This is a genomic window from Saccharopolyspora rhizosphaerae (assembly GCF_003931915.1).
GTDB classification, from domain to species: Bacteria; Actinomycetota; Actinomycetes; order Mycobacteriales; family Pseudonocardiaceae; genus Saccharopolyspora; species Saccharopolyspora rhizosphaerae.
The window spans coordinates 92,071-111,694 of sequence record NZ_RSAA01000005.1 but is presented as its reverse complement, the minus strand read 5'-3'; the positions used below and the strand labels follow the sequence as shown (position 1 = coordinate 111,694).

Annotated in this window: 16 protein-coding genes; 13 read left to right on the top strand and 3 right to left on the bottom strand. The window is 70.5% G+C overall.

Annotation, left to right across the window (positions count from 1 at the left end):
• Positions 1 to 57 precede the first annotated feature (57 nt).
• The 8 genes from gcvP to EIL87_RS05315 all read left to right on the top strand — a co-directional run bounded on the left by gcvP (position 58) and on the right by EIL87_RS05315 (position 8,954).
• Positions 58 to 2,946 carry an aminomethyl-transferring glycine dehydrogenase gene (gene gcvP, locus EIL87_RS05350; protein WP_125089039.1) on the top strand — a complete coding sequence of 963 codons (2,889 nt, stop codon included), beginning with the start codon at positions 58 to 60 and terminating at the stop codon, positions 2,944 to 2,946.
• 84 nt (positions 2,947 to 3,030) lie between these two features.
• Positions 3,031 to 3,300: a HesB/YadR/YfhF-family protein gene (locus EIL87_RS05345; protein ID WP_125089038.1), complete on the top strand. Its 270-nt coding sequence runs from the start codon at positions 3,031 to 3,033 to the stop codon at positions 3,298 to 3,300.
• Positions 3,301 to 3,509: 209 nt separating this feature from the next.
• Positions 3,510 to 4,178, top strand: a complete 669-nt coding sequence (locus tag EIL87_RS05340; RefSeq protein WP_125089079.1) for an energy-coupling factor ABC transporter permease — start codon at positions 3,510 to 3,512, stop codon at positions 4,176 to 4,178.
• Entirely contained in the window at positions 4,175 to 4,510 is a 336-nt protein-coding gene (locus EIL87_RS05335; RefSeq protein WP_125089037.1) for a PDGLE domain-containing protein, read from the top strand. Before EIL87_RS05340 ends, EIL87_RS05335 begins: the two co-directional genes overlap by 4 nt.
• Positions 4,511 to 5,278, top strand: coding sequence for a cobalt ECF transporter T component CbiQ (gene cbiQ / locus EIL87_RS05330; RefSeq protein ID WP_125089036.1), 768 nt, complete (start codon positions 4,511 to 4,513; stop codon positions 5,276 to 5,278).
• Entirely contained in the window at positions 5,266 to 6,042 is a 777-nt protein-coding gene (locus tag EIL87_RS05325; RefSeq protein WP_125089035.1) for an energy-coupling factor ABC transporter ATP-binding protein, read from the top strand. The genes cbiQ and EIL87_RS05325 overlap by 13 nt, the downstream gene beginning before the upstream one ends.
• A gap of 62 nt (positions 6,043 to 6,104) precedes the next feature.
• Positions 6,105 to 7,604 carry a class I adenylate-forming enzyme family protein gene (locus EIL87_RS05320; RefSeq protein ID WP_125089034.1) on the top strand — a complete coding sequence of 500 codons (1,500 nt, stop codon included), beginning with the start codon at positions 6,105 to 6,107 and terminating at the stop codon, positions 7,602 to 7,604.
• Between the two features lie 132 nt (positions 7,605 to 7,736).
• Positions 7,737 to 8,954 (top strand): multidrug effflux MFS transporter, encoded by a 1,218-nt coding sequence (locus tag EIL87_RS05315; protein ID WP_125089033.1) that lies wholly within the window; start codon positions 7,737 to 7,739, stop codon positions 8,952 to 8,954.
• A gap of 47 nt (positions 8,955 to 9,001) precedes the next feature.
• Here EIL87_RS05315 and EIL87_RS05310 read toward each other — a convergent pair whose 3' ends face one another.
• Positions 9,002 to 10,699 carry a hypothetical protein gene (locus EIL87_RS05310; protein WP_233576039.1) on the bottom strand — a complete coding sequence of 566 codons (1,698 nt, stop codon included), beginning with the start codon at positions 10,697 to 10,699 and terminating at the stop codon, positions 9,002 to 9,004.
• 210 nt (positions 10,700 to 10,909) lie between these two features.
• Here EIL87_RS05310 and EIL87_RS05305 point away from each other — a divergent pair, with 210 nt between their 5' ends.
• Genes EIL87_RS05305 through EIL87_RS05290 form a run of 4 tightly spaced genes read left to right on the top strand, consistent with a single transcriptional unit; the run spans position 10,910 to position 16,045 of the window.
• Positions 10,910 to 13,015, top strand: coding sequence for a DUF6541 family protein (locus EIL87_RS05305; RefSeq protein WP_125089032.1), 2,106 nt, complete (start codon positions 10,910 to 10,912; stop codon positions 13,013 to 13,015).
• Between the two features lie 2 nt (positions 13,016 to 13,017).
• Positions 13,018 to 15,021: a DUF6541 family protein gene (locus tag EIL87_RS05300; protein WP_125089031.1), complete on the top strand. Its 2,004-nt coding sequence runs from the start codon at positions 13,018 to 13,020 to the stop codon at positions 15,019 to 15,021.
• Positions 15,015 to 15,713, top strand: a complete 699-nt coding sequence (locus EIL87_RS05295) for a glycosyltransferase family 2 protein (protein ID WP_233576038.1) — start codon at positions 15,015 to 15,017, stop codon at positions 15,711 to 15,713. The genes EIL87_RS05300 and EIL87_RS05295 overlap by 7 nt, the downstream gene beginning before the upstream one ends.
• Positions 15,710 to 16,045 carry a DUF2304 domain-containing protein gene (locus EIL87_RS05290; protein ID WP_125089030.1) on the top strand — a complete coding sequence of 112 codons (336 nt, stop codon included), beginning with the start codon at positions 15,710 to 15,712 and terminating at the stop codon, positions 16,043 to 16,045. The genes EIL87_RS05295 and EIL87_RS05290 overlap by 4 nt, the downstream gene beginning before the upstream one ends.
• A gap of 35 nt (positions 16,046 to 16,080) precedes the next feature.
• Here EIL87_RS05290 and EIL87_RS05285 read toward each other — a convergent pair whose 3' ends face one another.
• On the bottom strand, positions 16,081 to 17,034 hold the full coding sequence (locus tag EIL87_RS05285; protein ID WP_125089029.1) for an NAD-dependent epimerase/dehydratase family protein: 954 nt from the start codon (positions 17,032 to 17,034) through the stop codon (positions 16,081 to 16,083).
• A gap of 364 nt (positions 17,035 to 17,398) precedes the next feature.
• Here EIL87_RS05285 and EIL87_RS05280 point away from each other — a divergent pair, with 364 nt between their 5' ends.
• Positions 17,399 to 18,718 carry a hypothetical protein gene (locus EIL87_RS05280; protein ID WP_125089028.1) on the top strand — a complete coding sequence of 440 codons (1,320 nt, stop codon included), beginning with the start codon at positions 17,399 to 17,401 and terminating at the stop codon, positions 18,716 to 18,718.
• Positions 18,719 to 18,730: 12 nt separating this feature from the next.
• Here the strand turns inward: EIL87_RS05280 and EIL87_RS05275 are convergent, their stop codons facing one another.
• Positions 18,731 to 19,609, bottom strand: a complete 879-nt coding sequence (locus EIL87_RS05275; protein WP_125089027.1) for a 3-methyladenine DNA glycosylase — start codon at positions 19,607 to 19,609, stop codon at positions 18,731 to 18,733.
• Positions 19,610 to 19,624 lie beyond the last annotated feature (15 nt).

Below are 19,624 nucleotides of genomic sequence, written 5' to 3'. Positions count from 1 at the left end.
GGGAGAGCAGCACTCCGCTGCCGCCCTCTGTTCGCCGCGATGATTGAGGTTTTGGCGATGACCGACGCGACGCACGACCGCATCCCACTGGCCGCGCTGGAGCACGGAAGGCCGTTTGCTGACCGCCACGTCGGGCCGATGCCCGCCGAACTGGCCCGCATGCTCGACGTCATCGGCGTCGGTTCCTTGGAGGAACTGGGGCAGAAGGCCGTCCCGGACAGCATCCGCGAGGGAGACCTGCGGCTGTCCCTGCCCGAACCGGCCACCGAGACCGAGGCGCTCGCGGAACTGCGCGAGCTGGCCGGCCGCTGCGACCCGCACACCGAGATGATCGGCCTGGGCTACCACGGCACCGTCACCCCGCCGGTGATCTTGCGCAACGTGCTGGAGAACCCCGCCTGGTACACCGCCTACACGCCCTACCAGCCGGAGATCTCCCAGGGCCGCCTCGAGGCGCTGCTGAACTTCCAGACCATGGTCGCCGACCTGGCGGGCGTCCCGGTCTCCAACGCCTCGATGCTCGACGAGGCCACCGCCGCGGCCGAGGGCATGACCCTGGTGCGCCGCGCGGGCAAGTCGAAGTCGCCGCGCTTCCTGGTCGACGCCGACACGCTCCCGCAGACCACCGCCGTCATCCAGACCCGCGCCGAGCCGCTGGGCATCGAGGTCGTCGTGGCCGACCTGTCCAGCGGTGAGCTGCCCGAGGGCGAGTTCTTCGGCGCACTGCTGTCCTACCCGGGCGCCTCCGGCGCGGTGCGCGACCACGAGGCCCTGATCGCCGAGATCCACGAGCGCGGGGCCAAGGCCGTGGTGGCCGCCGACCTGCTGGCGCTGACTCTGCTGCGCGCGCCCGGCGAGATCGGCGCTGACGTGGTGGTGGGCAGCACCCAGCGCTTCGGCGTGCCGATGGGCTTCGGCGGTCCGCACGCCGGATACATGGCCGTGGCCAAGGGCCTGGAACGGCAGCTGCCGGGCCGCCTGGTCGGCGTGAGCGTTGACGTCGACGGCAACCAGGCCTACCGGCTCGCGCTGCAGACCCGCGAGCAGCACATCCGCCGTGAGAAGGCCACCAGCAACATCTGCACCGCGCAGGTCCTGCTGGCCGTGGTCGCCTCGATGTACGCCGTCTACCACGGGCCGGAGGGGCTCAAGGCCATCGCGACCCGCGCGCACCGGATGGCCGGCGTGCTCGCCGAGCAGCTGCGCCGCGGCGGCGTCGAGGTCGTGCACCGCGAGTTCTTCGACACCGTGCTCGCCCGGGTCCCGGGCAAGGCCGACGCGGTGCTGGCCGCCGCCCGCCGCAACGGCGTGAACCTGCGCCGGGTCGACGCCGACCACGTGGGCATCAGCTGCGACGAGACCACCACCCGCGCACACCTGGCCGCGGTGTGGGAGGCCTTCGGCGTCACCGCCGGTGACGTCGACGCGCTCGACGCCGAGACCTCCGACGCGCTGCCGGCCGCGCTGGCGCGCACCTCGGAGTACCTGACCCACCCGGTGTTCCGCACGCACCGCTCCGAGACCTCGCTGCTGCGCTACCTGCGGCAGCTGTCGGACAAGGACATCGCGCTGGACCGCAGCATGATCCCGCTGGGCTCGTGCACCATGAAGCTCAACGCGACCGCGGAGATGGAGCCGATCACCTGGCCGCAGTTCTCCTCGCTGCACCCCTTCGCGCCCACCCAGGACGCCGAAGGCCTGCTCAAGGTCGTCTCCGACCTGGAGGAGTGGCTCGCCGAGGTCACCGGCTACGACGCGGTCAGCCTGCAGCCCAACGCGGGCAGCCAGGGGGAGTTCGCGGGCCTGCTGGCGATCCGCGCCTACCACCACAGCCGTGGTGAGGCCGAGCGCGAGGTGTGCCTGATCCCGGCCAGCGCGCACGGCACGAACGCCGCCAGCGCGGTCATGGCCGGCATGCGCGTGGTCGTCGTCCGCTGCGACGAGGCGGGCAACATCGAGATGGACCACCTGCGCGAGCTGACCGAGGAGCACGCGCAGGACCTCGCCGCGATCATGATCACCTACCCGTCGACCCACGGCGTCTACGAGGACACCGTGCGCGAGGTCTGCGGGCTGGTGCACGACGCGGGCGGTCAGGTCTACGTCGACGGCGCGAACCTCAACGCGCTGATCGGGCTGGCCCGGATGGGCAAGTTCGGCTCCGACGTCTCGCACCTGAACCTGCACAAGACCTTCTGCATCCCGCACGGTGGCGGCGGTCCGGGCGTCGGCCCGATCGGCGTGCGCGAGCACCTGGCGAAGTTCCTGCCCAACCACCCGCTGCAGCCGGCGGCGGGCCCGGCCACCGGTGTGGGCCCGATCAGCGCGGCTCCGTGGGGCAGCGCCTCGATCCTGCCGATCTCCTGGGCCTACGTGCGGATGATGGGTGCCGACGGCCTGCGCCGCGCGACCTTGACCGCGGTGGCCTCGGCCAACTACGTGGCCCGCAGGCTGAGCGAGTACTTCCCGGTGCTCTACACCGGCGCCGGGGGCTTCGTGGCCCACGAGTGCATCCTGGACCTGCGCCCGATCACCAAGACCAGCGGGATCACCGTCGACGACGTCTCCAAGCGGCTCGCCGACTACGGCATCCACGCCCCGACCATGTCCTTCCCGGTCGCGGGCACGCTGATGGTCGAGCCTACCGAGAGCGAGAACCTCGCGGAGCTGGACCGCTTCTGCGAGGCGATGATCGCCATCCGGGCCGAGATCGACAAGGTCGTCGCAGGGCAGTGGCCCGCCGACGACAACCCGCTGGTCGGCGCTCCGCACACGGCGGCCAGCCTCGCCCAGGAGTGGGACCACGCCTACTCCCGCGAGGAGGCGGCCTACCCGCTGGGCACCGGCGCGGTGAAGGTGTTCCCGCCGGTCCGGCGCATCGACGGTGCCAAGGGCGACCGCAACCTGGTCTGCTCCTGCCCACCGTTGGAGGCCTACCAGGGCTGAGTCGGCGGGTCGGTTTGCGCGTCCGGTCCCGGCAGTGACACGGTGGCCCCTTCAACCGACCGGCTCCGAGAGGAGTTGAGCACCATGCTCACCATCAGTGAGAGCGCCGTGGAGGTCATCAAGCTCGTCCTCGTCGGCGGCGACTCTCCGGCCAGCTCGGGCTTGCGCATCGCGCCGGCCGGCCAAGGGCTGCAGGCGTCGATCGCCGAGGAACCCCAGGAGGGCGACGAGGTGATCGAGGAGAACGGAGTCCGGATCTTCCTGGAGAAGGAGGTCTCCGAGCTGCTGGGTGACAAGACCCTGGACGCGGAGAAGGACAGCAACGGCGAGCTCGCGCTCGCTGTGCGCGACTGAGCGGCGCACGACCTACAGCAGGTTTCCGCACCGCCGGCCCGGGCGATCGCCCGGGCCGGCGGTGCTGTTCGCGCGGGATTGCGACGAGCGCCTCTTGCCAAGATCTGGTGATAGCGGGTGATCGGCAACTACCCTTGACCCGCGGTCGTCCCAACGGGGGATGACCCGGTTCGGGGAGAGGAAGGCCAGTGCCCACCACGACGCTCGCCATGCACATGAGCGACGGGCTGCTCAACGCCCAGACAGCGGTGCTCTTCGCTGCGGTGGCGATAGCCGGCCTGGCCGTGGCGCTGGTGCGCGCGCGGGCCGACCTCGACGACCGCACGGCCCCGATGGCCGGTCTGGTCGCGGCGTTCGTCTTCGCCGCGCAGATGATCAACTTCCCGGTGCTGCCCGGCGTCAGCGGCCACCTGCTCGGCGGCGCGCTGGCGGCGATCCTGGCCGGCCCGTGGGTCGGTGCGCTGTGCGTTGCGATCGTGCTGGTCGTGCAGTCGTTGCTGTTCGCCGACGGCGGTCTGACGATGCTCGGCGCGAACATCACCAACATGGCGCTGATCGGCACCGCCGTGGGCTACCTCGTGGCGCTCGCGCTGCGCCGGCTCGCCACGCGCAGCAGGGCCGGTCTGCTGACCACGGCGTTCGTCGCCGGATGGGTCAACACCGTGCTGGCCTCGTGCGGGTTCCTCGTCCAGTACGCGACCGGCGGTGACGCCGGGTTCAGCCTGCCCACCGTGTCGGTCGCGCTGGTCGGCGTGCACGCCCTCATCGGCCTCGGCGAAGGGCTCATCACTGCGGCCACCGTCGGCGCCGTCGCGGCGGCCCGACCCGATCTCGTCCACCTGCTGCGCGGTGCCCGTACCCCGGAGGTCGTCCGATGAAGCGCTTCCTGCTGATCTTCGCCGTGGTCGTGCTCGCCGTCGCCGGCGGCGTGGCCTACTTCGCCGACTCCGACCCCGACGGCCTCGACGCGGTCACCCAGCAGGGCTGCACCGTCGTGGAGAGCGGGCAGGGCGAGTCGCTGGAGGGCAGGTGCATCGCCCAGAACGCGGGCGACCACGCGCTGGCCGACGGCCCGCTGGCCGACTACACCGTCGGCGGCGACGACCGCTTCACCGGCGTCGCCGGGGTCATCGGCGCGGTGGTCACGCTGGCCGCCGCGGGAGGCCTGTTCTGGGTGCTGCGGCGCCGCTCCGGGTCAGGGGAGGCCTAGGTGGGCGCCGGGCACGCCGATGCCTTGCACCTGCCCGGTGACACGGCACTGCACCGGCTCGACCCGCAGGTGAAGATCGCGGCCGCGTTCCTGCTGGTGCTGTGCGTGGTGGCCACCCCGCGCGAGCTCTTCGGCGCCTTCGGCTGCTACGCCGCGCTGCTGGCGGTGCTGGCCGGGATCGCGCGCGTCCCACCGCGCTGGCTGGCGACCCGGTTGCTCATCGAGGTCCCGTTCGTGGTGCTGGCACTGCTGCTGCCGTTCACCGCAGGCGGACCGACGACCGAGGTCGCCGGGCTGGGGCTGTCGACCGAAGGCCTGCTGGCCGGGTTCAACATCATGGCCAAGGGAACCCTCGGGCTGGGCACCTCGCTGCTGCTGGCGGCCACCACCGCACCGCGCGAGATCGTCCTCGGCCTGCAACGGCTGCGCGCTCCTGCGCTGGTGATCACCATCATCACGCTGATGCTGCGCTACGCCGAGGTGATCGTGGCCGAGGCGGCGCGGATGCGCGTCGCGCGGATCTCCCGCGGCCACGACCCGCGGTTCCTGTGGCAGGTCGGCGCGACCGCGCGCGGGATCGGCAGCTTGTTCATCCGCTCCTACGAGCGCGGCGAGCGCGTGCACCTGGCGATGCTCTCGCGCGGCTGGGGCGGCGCGATGCCCGAGCTGGAACCGGCTCACCGGACCTCGTGGAAGACCTGGAGCGTGGGGCTGACCGCGCCCGCCGCAGCGGCGGTCGTGCTGGGGGTGTCGTTGTGGACCGCGTGACCGAACAGCCCGCCGAGGTCGGCGAAGCGGTGAGCGCGCCCGCGCTGGAGATCCGCGGCCTCGCCCACGCCTACCCCGACGGGCACCGCGCGCTGACCAGCGTCGACCTGCGCGTGGAGCCGGGGGAGCGGGTCGCCGTGCTCGGCCCCAACGGCGCGGGCAAGACGACCCTGACGCTGCACCTCAACGGCGTGCTGCGGCCCACCGCGGGCAGCATCGCCGTCGGCGGGCTCCCGGTGGAGCCCAAGCAGCTCAAGGAGGTCCGGCGCCGCGTGGGGCTGGTCTTCCAGGACCCCGACGACCAGCTGTTCATGCCGACCGTCCGGGAGGACGTGGCGTTCGGTCCCGCCAACTTCGGCGTCCGGGGCGCCGAGCTCGAGCAGCGGGTCCACGAAGCGCTCGACGCCGTCGGCATGGCCGAGCACGCCCACCGCTCTCCGCTGCACCTCTCCGGTGGCCAGCGCAAGCGCGTCGCCCTCGCGGCGGTGCTGGCGTGCCGTCCGGAGCTGCTGGTGCTCGACGAGCCCTCGGCGAACCTGGAACCCGTGGCGCGCCGCGAACTCGCCGAAGTCCTGCTGGAGGTCGGCGGCACGATGCTCATGGTCACCCACGACCTGCCCTACGCGCTGCAGCTGTGCCCGCGCAGCGTGATCATCGACCACGGCGAGGTCGTCGCCGACGGCCCCACCCCCGAGCTGCTGGCCGACGAGGAGGTGCTGGCGACCCACCGGTTGGAGCTGCCGTTCGGGTTCCGCGTGCCGTGAGAACTTGACCGCCGCCATCCGGGAGGTGACCGTGATCGCGGTCACTGCGGCGGGAGGTCAGGATGTTCGACAGGTCCGGCATCGAGCGCGACGAGCGAGGCATCGCCCACTACACGGGGCTGGCGGATTCGCTGGTGGACATGCTGCGCGAGACCGTCGAGCGCTTCGGCGACCGAGAAGCGCTCGTGGAGCTCGGCGGTGGTCGGTTGACCTACCGCGAGCTCTGGCGGCAGGCGTCGCGGGTCGCGGGCGGGTTGCGCGAGGTCGGCATCGGGCGCGGTGACCGGGTTGCCAACCTGCTGCCCGCCGGCGTCGACTGGGTGCTGGCGTTCCTCGGCACCCAGCTGGCCGGAGCGATCGCGGTCCCGGTGAACACCCGCTTCGCGCAGCCCGAGGTCGACTACGTCCTGGAGGACTCCGGTGCGGTGTTCACCTTCCACCCGGGTGAGCCGCTGCCCGACGGCCGGCCGTTCGTCGTCGACGACCTCTCGCGGGACGAGGTCGCGGCGATCTTCTACACCAGCGGCACCACCGGGCGCCCCAAGGGCGCGATGACCACCCACGAGAACTTCCTGTCCAACGTGGAGAACGTGTGCCGCGTCAAGGGCATCGACGCCGGAACCGGTTGGCAGACGCGCAACCTCGTGTCCGTTCCGCTGTTCCACGTCACCGGCTGCAACACCCAGCTGCTGCTGCAGCTGTCCTTCGGCGGCACGACCGTGGTGATGCCGAAGTTCGACGTGCGGCAGTTCCTGCAGGTCATCGAGGAAGAGCGGATCACCATGTTCACCACGGTGCCGGCGATCTACGCGCTGGCGCTCAAGCAACCCGACTTCGGCGCGTTCGACATGAGCGCGGTCCAGCACGTCTCCTACGGTGGCGCGCCGATGGCCCCCGCGTTGGTCGAGCGGATCAAGGCCGCCTTCCCGCAGGCCCGCGTGGGCAACGGGTTCGGACTGACCGAGACCTCCTCGATCTCCACCTTCCTGCCGCACGAGCACTCCGTCGAGCACGCCGACTCGGTCGGGTTCCCGGCGCCGGTGGTCGACGTGGCGCTGCACGAACCTGACCCGGACACCGGCGTCGGTGAGCTGCTCATCCGCGCGCCCAACGTGGTGGCCGGGTACTGGAACAAGCCCGAGGCCACCGCGGAGACCTTCGTCGACGGCTGGCTGCACACCGGCGACCTGGCTCGCATCGAGGAGAACGGGCTCGTCAAGCTCGCCGACCGCGCCAAGGACGTGATCAACCGGGGTGGGGAGAACGTCTACTCCGTGGAGGTCGAGAACGCGCTGGCCTCCGTCCCGGGCGTGGTCGAGGCCGCGGTCGTGGGCGTCCCGGACGACGTGATGGGGGAGAAGGTCGGTGCCGTCGTCGTCGCCGACGAGTCGTTCGACACCGACGCGCTCCTCGCGCACCTCAAGCAGCAGCTCGCGGACTTCAAGATCCCGCAGTTCCTGCGCCTCAGCGACCAGCCGCTGCCGCGCAACCCCGGCGGCAAGCTGCTCAAGCGCGACCTGCGCGGCACCTCCGGCTGGCACGGCCCCCTCTGGGGCCGCTGATCAGATCCGTCCCCTTCGTCCGGTCGATCCGGAACCGCTCCTGCGGTGCGGTGAACGACTCATCGCCCCGCCCTGCGCTGCGGGTTACCGTGGTGTCCGAAGTGGTTTGCAGGGCGAACGATCGAGGGTGGGATGGCTGAGCCGTCGCGGGCGAAGTACGCGCTGATCCTGGGTGGCATGTCGGCGTTCGGACCGCTGTCGATGGGCATGTACCTGCCCGCGCTGCCGGCCATCTCCGGAGACCTGCACGCGGGAGCCTCCCAGGTGCAGCTCTCGCTGCTGGCGTGCACGACCGGCCTCGCGCTGGGACAGCTGGTGATGGGTCCGCTGTCGGACACCTACGGCCGCCGCCGTCCGTTGCTGGTCGGAGTGGTGCTCTACGCCCTCGCCTCGCTGGCCTGCGCCCTGGCACCCTCGGCCTACGCGCTGGCCGCGCTGCGGCTGGTGCAGGGCTTGGGCGGGGCGGCCGGGATCGTGATCGCGCGAGCCGTGGTGCGCGACCTGTTCTCCGGCGTCGCGCTGGCGAAGTTCTTCTCGCTGCTGATGCTGGTCAACGGCGTGGTCCCGGTGCTCGCGCCGGTGGTCGGCGGGCAGCTGCTGCACGTCACCTCCTGGCGCGGGGTGTTCGTGACGCTGTGCGCCATCGGCGCCGCCCTGCTGGTCGCCGCCGTGTTCGCCCTGCCGGAGACGCTGCCGCGCGAGCGGCGGCAGCCCGGCAGCCTGCCGCAGACCCTGCGCACCTTCGGCGGTCTGCTGCGCGACCGCACGTTCCTCGGCTTCGCGCTCTCGGCCGCGTTGGCCTTCGCCGCCATGTTCGCCTACATCTCGGGCTCGTCGTTCGTGCTGCAGGACGTCCACCACCTGTCGCCGCAGCAGTTCAGCCTGGTCTTCGGCGTGAACTCCATCGGCATCGTGACGATGGGCCAGGTCAACGGCCTGCTGGTCGGCAAGGTCGACTCGCGGCGGCTGCTGGCGATCGGCTTGGGCGGCAACGCCCTCGGCGGCGTTGCGGTGTTCGCCTCCACCGCGCTCGGGCTGGGACTGCCGGCTCTGCTGCCCGCGCTGTTCCTCACCGTGGCCAGCATCGGCCTGGTGTTCCCGAACGCCACCGCGCTCGCTCTCTCCAGCCACCGCGAGACCGCCGGGAGCGCCTCCGCGCTGCTGGGCGTGCTGCAGTTCCTCATCGGCGGACTGGTCTCGCCGCTGGTGGGCATCGCCGGCTCGGACACGGCCGTGCCGATGGGCGTGGTGGTGGGTGCGCTCTCACTCTCGGCGGTCCTGGTGTTCGCGACCTTCGCCCGACGCCCGGTCGAACGCGAGCTCACACGCCCTGAGCGGCGTTCCGGCTGAGAGCGGCCCGAAGGCGACGCGGGTGGTGAAGCGCGCTGTCGGTCGTGTCAACGACCGTCACGGAGAACCGGGCCGCAGGAGCGCGTGGGCGCCGTGGCGTCCCGGAGGTCGATCTCGTCGATGTAGCGCTGGGCGTCGGCGCGGAGGGCTGCAAGTCGCTCGGGACCAGGGAGGACGTCTTCACGAACCCAGTCCTGGTTGGGAGCGAGAGCCTGGTCGGTGTGGACGAGCGCGTAGTCACGGGCCAGCCGTGGATCGTCGAGGACGCCGGTGGTGCGGCTCCAGTGCCCGTGGGCGTGGATGATCGTGGGACGCACGTGGTCGAAGACGTGGTCGCGCAGGCCGCGCATGTCGCCCCGGCGGTAGTGCTCGGCGATGGCGGCGTCGGTCAGCCCGGCGAGATCGACGACGTGGAGCCGGCTGGTCAACGTGGTGCCCCCCACATCGGGGACGAGCAGGGTGCCGTTCCGAAGGCCGAGGAGGTCCGCGTAGTGATCGGGCACGCGACCGTAGCGTTCAGCGACCGAGCACAGGGGGACGTCGGGTGCCGTGCGGAAGGAGGTGGCGTCGCGGTACAGGCGAGGCGCGCTGAGGACCCCGGCGAGCAGAGAGACCAGCACGAGCAGGATTCGGAACGTGCCCCGGTGCTCGGCAACGCCGATCACGACGACGAGGGCGGTGGACATCGCCGCGAGTGTCCACACCGGAGTGGCGAAGCGGTGGTGGCTCATCCAGTCCTGGGGTAGCAGGGTGTAGGAGAGAACCGCGAGGGTGAGCGGGATCAGCAGCGCGGGAAGCGCCGTGCGGGGTTCGCGGTGGCGTGCCAGCACCCCCAGGCCCGCGAGGAACGCGAAGACGACGAACCAGCCGGGGTAGGCGACGAGTGCGCTCAGCCCCTCCACCTGGTGCCACCCGAGCGAGACGCTGCCTTTGGCGACGGCCGTGTTGGGGACGAGAAGTCCGAAGTGGAGGAACCGCCACAGCACCACGAGTCCGAAGGGGACGATGAAGGACGAGCAGAAGACGAGGATGGCTCGGATCGCTGCGCGGGGTTCGTGTCGGGACGAACACAAGACCAGCAACGGGAAGGCGAGGGCGAGCAGCGCTCCGTCTGGCCGCGTCAGTGCGGCCAGCACCGCTACGGCCCCCGAACCGGCGGCGACGCGCCAGTGCAGCAGGGTACCGGCGAGCCGGGCGCGGAGCAGCAGCGTGGCCATCGCTGCGGTGATGAACGCGTAGAGCGGGTTCTCCAAACCGGAGAAGCTCCACATCACGAACGACGGCAGTGCGGCCAGCACCGCACCAGTGATGAACGGTGCCCACGCGGCCCGGTTGGTGAGCGCACGGGCAGCTACGTACGAGAAGCCGAGAACACCTGCGCAGCAGAACAGTGCCAGCGCTTTCGGGAAGACGACGTAGTCGGGAATCCCGAAAACCGTTCCGGAATCGAACACTCCGAGTACTCGCCCGAGGGCCAGCAAGGCCAGCCAAGTGGGGTTGGAATAGCCCTCAACGGGCGGTAGGCCGGGCTGGAGCACCCATCCTTCGCCGCTGGTGAGGTTGCGCGCGTAAGCGAACGTGATGCCCGCATCATCGATGAGCCACGCCCCGTAGGCTCGCGCGTGCAGCGCGATGAGCGCAGTACCACACCCGGTGGAGAGGATCGGGCCCCAGGGTGGTCGGTGCGGCAACGCCGCCCGCGGTGAGCGTGTCGTTGCGGGGATGCCGGCCAGCGTCTTGGCCATGTGAAACCTTTTTGAGTAGTGCTCGGGCTTTGCGTTGCTGCTTCGTCGCGACGCTAATTCGTGCGAGCAGCGTCCGCGAACGCGTGATCCCTCGTCCGGGCGTCCGGCCTTGTGTGTCGGTGCGATCTTGCGTGCCGTGTTTTAGCTTTCCTGTGCTGTGATCAAGGCCCTGCTCGATCGCGGCGACCTGCGTGCCCGCGGGAGGTGCCGATGACGCAGTCGATGTCGCAGACGGTGGACGACCTGTGGGTCCTCGCCGTGGCGGTGTTGGTGCTCTTCGTTCCCGGCGTGGTCGCGCTGCTGGCGGTACGGGTGACACGGGTGAGCACGTTGATCGGTCTGGCACCGCCGATTTCGTGCGGGATCGCCTCGCTGACTGCGATGGGCTGCGCGGTGGCCGGTGTTCCGTACGGTCCGGTGCCGCTCGTCCTGGTCGCCGGGTTGCTGGCGCTCGCCGGTGTGTGGACCTGGTCGCGGTACCCGGGAACGCCGTCGACGGGGTGGAAACGTCCCAAGCCGGTTGACTCGGTGGGTGTCGCGCTCGGTGTCGTGCTGGTGCTCGGTGCGATCACGGCCGGCGTCCGCGCGTGGTGGGGCGGCATGGGCTCGCTCCGCACCCTCCCGCAGGAGCACGACATGGTCGTGCACACGACGTTGACGGCGTTCGTCGAACGCTCCGGGCGGGGCGCTCCGTGGCAACTGCTGCCGGCGGACCTCCTCACCGGCACACCGGCTCAGCCGTATCCAGCGGGATTGCACGTGCTCGCTGCCGTCGTGGCGCGGTTCGCCGGGGATGCCGTGGTCGGCTTGAACGCGATGACGGTCGTGGTCAGCGCGGTGGTGTGGCCGGTGTCGGTGGCCGTGCTGGCGGGGGTGGCCGCGCGGCGGTCGAGGATCTCCCCCGGGATCGCGGTGCTCGCAGGAGGAACGGCCGCTGTGGTGGCGATCGGCCTGCAGCAACCCATGTTCCTGCTCAACCACGTCGGCGGGATGCTTCCCACCGCTGCCGCGCTGGCGATGGCACCGGGAATCCTGGCCGTGCTCGTGACGATGCCGCCGACACGTGGTGCAGTGCTCTCAGCGGGTCTTGCGCTCGCGGGGGCGGTGGCCGTGCACCCGAGCGCCTGCGTCACCGTGGGTGTCAGCGTGGTGGCTTGGTGCGCGGGCGAGCTCTTCTCTCGAGGTGGAGCCGAATTCGTCGTGGGGCGGTTGCGCGCTGTGGGTGCGGCGTCGGTGGTGGGCGGGCTCCTCTCACTGCCGGTGCTCGTACCGGTGCTGCCCCAGCGCGCGGTCGTGACGTCGTTCCCGTCGGAGAAGCCGGCTGAGTCCTTGACGGGCGCCGTGCGCCGGGTTTTCGCGATCCCCTTCGACGGCTTCCCCGGCGACGTGGTGCCGCTCGGCGCTGGGCAGCGCGCGGTGATGCTGCTGGCGCTGGTAGGTCTGGCGGCGATCCTGATCAGGCGCGGACCGTGGGGGCTGATCACGACCTGGGCGGTGTGGGCGGTGGTGGTCCTGTCCATGTCCCTCAGCCCCGGGCGCGGGTGGGAGACGGTGATCACCCGGTTCTTCTACAACGCGACCTTCCGCATAGCGAGCCACCTGAACCTGTTCGTGCCCGTCATCGCGGCGTTGGGAGTCGTGTTCTCGGCGGTGGCACTGGCGCGGCGGCTTGCCAGGATCCCGTCAGTGCACCGCCCGCCCGGGAGGTGGGGTGCGCTCGGGCTCGTGGTGGTGCTGACCTCCGTTTACGGCGTCCTGTGCCTGCCGGGGTACCTGCGCCTCGACCAGGCCACCGTGGCCAGCAGGTTCAGCAGCCCCACACCGTACGTTCGGGTTTCGGTGGACGACCTCGCCGCGATCCGGTGGCTCGCTCCGCGTGTGGGCCCTGGGGAGCGGGTGTTGAACTCCGCCAACGACGGATCGACGTACCTGTACGTCCTCGGCGGGGTACCCGTGGTGAACGTGATGCCGCTGGGAGTCGCCGCGTGGTCGCCGAGCTACTCGCTGCTGCGCGACTTCAACGAGTACCGCACGAACCGCGGCACTCGACGCCTCCTCACCGAGCTCAACATCGCCTGGGTTTACGTGGACGAGAACACGCCCAAGATCAGTTCGGCCGGAGCGCCCGCGAACTGGGTTGCCGGACCGCAGTACGGGTTGGCACCGGGGTTGCGGGGTCTGGAAGCCCTGCCGGAGGTCCGTGCTGAGTTCCGCAGTGGAGCGGTCACGGTTTACCGGGTGGACCTGCGCGCGATCCGTGGGCTCGACACGCGTCCGCAGCACGGGGTCTCCCCTGGCGTGGACACCGTGAGGTGACGATGATCGGCGTCTGGGCGCACGCGAGCCCGGTGTGGGTGGCTGCACTGGTGTGGTTGTTGCTGGCCGGGTTGCCGGTGGCAGCGGCGGTGCGACTGCGGGGATGCGCGGCGTGGGCGATGGCTCCGGCTCTGGCTGTGACGACGCTGGCGCTGGCTGCGCTCGCCGCTGAACCCCTGCAGGTGCGGTGGACGCCGACCGCCGCCTTGTGCGCTGTCGCGTTTGCAACTGCTCTCGCAATGGCGGTGAACGGGCTGTTCCTCCGACCTCCCCGGCACGACCGAGGGGTGGTGCGCGCGTGCGCAGCGGGAGGTGCGCTGGTCGGGGGCGTGCTCGGCGGAATCGTGCTGGTGCGCGCGTTGCGGTCGCCGGACGCGTTGTCGCAGAGCTTCGATGCCGTGTTCCACTACACGGCGCTCGCGGCGATCCGGGACACGGGCGAGGCCTCATCGCTGTCGCTGCGTGCCTTGGACGTACCAGGAGTCTCGCCTCGGTGGTACCCGGCCGCGTGGCACGACGTCACCGCGTTGGTGCTCGCCTCGGGAGGAGACGGGTCGATCCCCGCCGCGGCCAACGCGGTCTCCGGGCTGATCGCCGTGCTGGTGTGGCCCTTGGCGTGCATCTTCTTGGCGCGCCAGGTCTTCGGCCCACGACCAGCGGTGTTGATCGTGACCGGGCTCTACTCGGTGGGGTTCGCCGCGTTCCCCTGGGGGTTGCTGCAGTGGGGCGTGCTGTGGCCGAACCTGTTGGGGCTGAGCCTCGTGCCCACCGCTTTGGGCCTGGTGTTGACGGTGCTGGGGCAGGCCGTCGACGACGTGGTGGGACGGCCTCGCGCGCTCGTGCTCCTGGTCGTCGTCCTGGTCGGAATGGGCCTGGCGCACCCGAACGCGGTGGTGAGCTTCTTGGTCATGGCCTTGGTCGTGGCTCTGCTGGTGAGCGTGCGCCGCTTCCGTGCGACCGCTGACGCCCGTCTTCCCGGCTTCAGGTGGTCGGTGGCGGGAGCCGTGGGGTTGCCGGTGCTGCTCCTGGCTGCGTTGCGTCTGACGCCCGTGATGCACGAGGTCGCGGCCACCTGGTGGCCGCCGGAATCCACGTCGGCCGCAGCCGTGGGCGAGGTGCTGCTGCACGCCACGCACGGACGGCGTGCGGAGTGGTTGCTCGCGGCGGTGACTGTCGTCGGCCTCGTGCGGTCGCTCCGTGACCCGGCGCTGCGCTGGATCCCCGCGGTCCACGCGGTTTCCGCGGCGCTGTTCGTGATGGCCGCGTCGGTGCAATCACCGTGGACGATGGTGGTGACCGGCTTCTGGTACAGCGACTCCTGGCGGCTGGCGGCCATGCTGCCGATCACCGGCGTGCCGCTGGCGGCCCTGGGCACGGTCGCGATCGCCGACTGGGTCGGTAGGAGGAGCGGCGTCCGGATCGCGGTGCCGGCCGGCGCGATGACGTTGCTGATCGCGCTGGTGATCGCGGGAGCGACGAAGGGCATGCACCAGGGCCGCAACGCGCTGGCGGTGCACAGCACCTTCGCCGTGGAGAACGTACCGGGGACCAACCTGGTGAGTCCGGAGGAACTGGAGTTCTTCGAGCAGGTCCGCGACCGCGTCGAACCCGGTGCCGTCGTCGCGAACAACCCGTGGGACGGCAGCGCGCTGCTGTGGCCGTTGCAGGGACGCCGTGTCCTCTTCGGACAGCTGGATGGTCGGACCAGAACACCTGAGCAGGACTACCTGGCGCGCAACCTCGTCCGCGCCGCGTCCGACCCGCACGTGTGCAGGATCGCGAAGAAGCTCAACGTGCGGTACCTGATCGTGGGTGAGAAGAACTTCTGGCCCACGGATTCGAGGGTTCACGACTACCCAGGGGTGCGCGAGCCCACGGACAACAGCGGGTTCCGGCTCGTCCACAGGCATGGCGAACTCGCCTTGTTCGCGTTGGCGGCCTGCTTCGACCAGCTCGAACCGGTCACGTCGGCCGTCGAGCCAGACAGGGGAGGGGGAACGTGGTGACTGCACGGGACGACGTGTGGGTGATCATCCCGATGTACGAGGAGGCGACGATCATCCACGAGGTGGTTGCCGAGCTCAGACGAACGTTCCCGAACGTCGTGTGCATCGACGACGGCAGCACCGACGGTTCGGCCGCGCTCGCGCGTCGCGCTGGCGCTGTCGTGGTCCACCATCCGGTGAACCTCGGCCAGGGCGCCGCGTTGCAGACGGGAATCGAGTTCGCACGAGAACGCCCGGGCGCTCGCTGGTTCCTGACCTTCGACGCCGACGGCCAGCACCAGGTGGAAGACGCGGTCTCACTCCTCGACGAGTTGGCGAGGGGTGACCACGACATGGTCATCGGCACTCGGTTCGGCAGTGGTTCGGTGTCGGTCCCCCTGCTCAAACGTGCGGTCCTGCGCACAGTGGTGCGGTGCAGTCCGAGCCTCCGACAGTTGCGGCTCTCCGACACGCACAACGGATTGCGAGCGTTCAACCGGACGGTCGCCGAGACGATGGAGATCACCAGCGACGGCATGGGGCACGCGTCGGAGATCATCAGCTTGATCCGGCGCCGCGGCTGGCGGGTCGGGGAGGTCCCGGTGACCATTCGGTACACCGCCTACTCGATGGCGAAAGGACAGTCCCTGCTCAACGCGGTCAACATCGCGTTCGACGCGGTGGTGCGCACCAAATCGGGGAGCTTGCGATGATGATTCAGGTGATCCTGGTAGCAGCGGTGGCGGCGCTGCTGGTGTTCTTCCTGCGGCACCACGGCACGACCTACGTTTCGGCCGCGGTGCGGATCGGGTTCGTGATGTTCTTGGGCTTCGGCGTCTTCGCAGTGCTGCGCCCGGAGGCGCTGACGGCGTTGGCGGCGTCGGTGGGCGTGGGGAGAGGATCGGACCTGCTGCTCTACGGCCTGGTGACGGCGTTCGCCTTCTTCTCCCTGAACACCTACCTGCGTTTCAAGGAGCTGCGGGTGCGGTTGTCGCGGCTGGCGCGCGCAGTCGCGCTCGACGAGGAGCGCGAGCGCAACCCGTGAACCTGCGGTGTGCTAAGAGGCCCGGAGAGGCGTTTTCAGGCGACTGGCGCGCTCCTCCGCGACCGCAAGTGCCTCACGAGGTCTCCGACCCCGGTGACGAGGTCGATCTGGGGCTTCCAACCGAGCTCTGTGCCGATGCGGGTGCGGTCCAACACCGAGCGGCGCACATCGCCCTTCCGCGCGGGCATGAACGTCGGGGTGTCGGGAGCGCCGGCCGCCGCGGCGACGATGGTGTGCAGTTCACGGTCGGAGGTCGGCACGCCGGTGCTGACGTTGTAGCGCTGACCGGAGCCGGGTTCGCCGGCGGCGGCGAGGAACGCGGCGACGACGTCGTCGACGTGCACGTAGTCGCGGGTGTTGCAGCCGTCTCCGTAGATCACGGTTCGCGCGCGGTCCAGCATCGCGGTCGCGAACACGGAGACCACGCCTGCCTCTCCTCGGGAGAGCTGACGGGGCCCGTACACGTTGGACATCGCCAGGTGGGTGCAATCGAGGCCGTGCAGTCGTGAGTAGGAGTTGAAGTAGATCTCACCCGCGAGCTTCGACGCCGCGTACGGCGAGAAAGGCCGCGCAGGCGCGGATTCGTCGGTGGGCACCACGTCGGCGTGCCCGTAGATCGAGCCTCCGGACGTGGCGTAGACGACCTTGCGAGCCCCCGAAAGCCTGACCGCCTCAGCAACGTTGACTGCGCCCAGGACGTTGGCACGAGCATCTGTCAGCGGATCATCAACGCTGGCGCGCACGTCGATCTGCGCGGCGAGGTGGAACACGACCTCCGGGCGGTGGTGGTGCGTGAGGGCGACGAGTTCGGGCGAGCAGACGTCGACACGGTGCAGAGCGACCCGTCCGGTGTCGAGCGAGGCGATCAGGTTGTCCGGGCTTCCCCGGCTGAAGTCGTCGACCACGCAGACCCGATGTCCGTGGCCGACGAGCTGGTCCACTAGGTGTGAGCCGATGAAGCCGGCCCCGCCGGTTACCAGTGCGCGCACAGAACGCCTCCTGAATGACGAAGTTGAGTTCGCTTCTTCGGTGACGCGTCCGCCCGCCGCCGCACCGCGCTAAGAGCGTTGGGCGCGTGGCGCAGGAGCTGCAAACGGGGAGCGAGCACACCACTCGAAGACGTGACTTTCCCGTGGTGGTGGGATTCCGAGGGGGTGAAGCTGTCACGTTGTCGCTTCGAGCGGGTCCACGGTGCTGCCGGAGGGGGAGCGGAACTTCGCATTCCACAAGGGAAGTGGGTGCGATGCGGTTCGCAGGACTCTCTGTCTCTTGTGGACTCCTGTGGGCTGCGCGGGTCGTTCCGCAGGCGTAGCGTTCAGGGCCGTGAACGCAGGTGGTCGGTCCGGGAACGCTGTGACGCTCGCTGCGGGAACCGTTCTGGTCGGGGTGGCCGGGTACGCGTTCGTCGCGGTCGCCGGCCAGCTCTTCGCCCCTGCGGAGGCCGCGGCGGTGGCCACGCTGTACACGATCGCGAACATCGTCGGCCCGGGTGTCTTCCTCGCCGTGGAGCACGAGGTGAGCCGTCGCACCGTGTTCGTCGTCGAGTGCGGCGGTCGGGTGCTCCCGGTCCTCACCTGGACGGCGGCCCGCGTGGTGGGGATGCTCGGCCTGGTACTGCTCGCACTGGCGGTGTGCGCCCCCTTCCTCATCGGTGACGCGTTCGCCGGGCACGGCGGGCTCGCGGTCGTTGCCGCGGTCACCGCTGGGCTGACCGCGATGATGTCCCTGGTGCGCGGTGTGCTCGCCGGTCTGCGGGATGTTCGCGGCTACGCGGCCACGTTGGGTGCGGAGGGACTCGGACGGCTGGTGCTCGTGGGTTCCGCCTTGATCGCCGGTCCGATTCCAGTGGGCTGGTACTCGGCCGTTTTCGCAGCCGGGACGGGGTGCAGCGCGCTCGTGGGCGCGTTGTGCGCGTGGAGGTGGCGTGCGCGAGAGGGGCGTGCGCCCGTGCAGCCGGCGCTCGCGGAGCCGGAAGTGCGCGGGCCTGCCGTCCACCCCGGCACGGCGAAGCCGGACGCCACCGGAGGGTTGCCGTCGTTGGTGGTGACGACGTTGTTGACGTACGTGATGGCCAACGTGCCGGTCGTCGTCGTGACCACTCGAGCGCAGGATGCTGCACTGGCCGCGGCGTTCGCCGCGGGGCTGCTGCTGGCGAGGATCCCGCTGTTCGTCTTCTCGCCGGTGCAGGTGCTCTTGCTCACGGCGTTGACCGGTGCTGTGGCGCGTGCGGAGCACTGCCGGTTCCGGCGGACGCTGCGGGGCGGCCTCGCGGTAGCGCTCCTGATCGCGACGATCGGCTTGGTGGGCCTCTTCGGGTTCGGCGCATGGGCCTCGCGGGAGCTCTTCGGAACACGAGATGCCCTGCCGCTCGTGATCCTGCTGTGCCTGGTCGGCGGCACCACGCTGCTGATGGCAGCGCAGGTGCTGAACGCGGCCCTGGTAGCGCAAGGCCGGTGCCGAACGGTCGCGATGTCCTGGGCGGCGGGTGCGGTGGTCCTGGCAGCGGTGCTGGTGCCGCCAGGCGACCCCGTCATCGCGGCGGTCGCGGCCCAGGTGCTCGGGGCGGGAACCGCGGCGGTCGCGATGGCACGGCAGCTCAGACGACTTCGGGCGCCCCCCGAGGGGGATGTCGTGCCCGCCGGTAGCCGCGAACCCCTCGCAGCAGAAAGCTAGCTGGGCGAGCCGTCAGGCAGCCTGCTTCGCGCCCAAGTTGAGGATGTCGCGGCAGGTCTCGATGAGCCGGGAACGGAGGCCCGCTGCCTCCTCGGCGAACTCGCGCTGGCGGCGCACGTACTCGGCGCGGCCGTGCGGCGTCTCGATCGGCACCGGCTCGTAACCGAGCTCGCTGAGGTCGTAGGGGCTGGCGCACATGTCCAGCTCGCGCACTCGCACCGCCAGCTCGAAGCAGTCGGCGATCAGCTCACCCGGCACGAACGGATCGAGCTTGTAGGCCCACTTGAACAGGTCCATGTTCGCGTGCAGACAACCCGGCTGCTCCCACCGGACCTGGTCGGCCCGCGTCGGCTGGTGGGCGTTGAGCGGGCGGGCCTGCGGGGTGAAGAAGCGGAACGCGTCGTGGTGCGTGCAGCTGATCGGCATCGACTCCACGACCTCGTCGGTGCCGTCGTGCCCGAGCCGCAGCGGCCACCCGCTGTGCCGCACGTCGCCGGGCTCGGTCCGGTAGACCATCGCCCACTCGTGCAGCCCGAAGCAGCCCAGCCGCGCCGAGCGGGAGGCGGTCGCGCTGAGCAGGCCGAGGATGAACTCCGCCGAGTCGCGCCGCTTGTCGGTCAGCGCCGCGGGGTCCAGCGCCACGCCCTCGGGCGTCTCGACGAAACCCTTGCGGGACAAGAACTCCCGACCGTCCTCCAGCGCCACGCCGACGCCGGGCTGCCAGCGCTCCAAGCGTGCCGGGCGGAAGGAGTAGTAGGTGAACAAGAAGTCCAGCACCGGGTGCTTGCGCTGCTGGTGCTGACGCCGGCGGTGCGGCTCGGTCCACCGGGCCACCCGTTCGCGGTGGGCGGTGCGGCGCTCCCGCCACTCCTGCTCGCTCAGCACCAACATCGCTGGTCAGGGTAG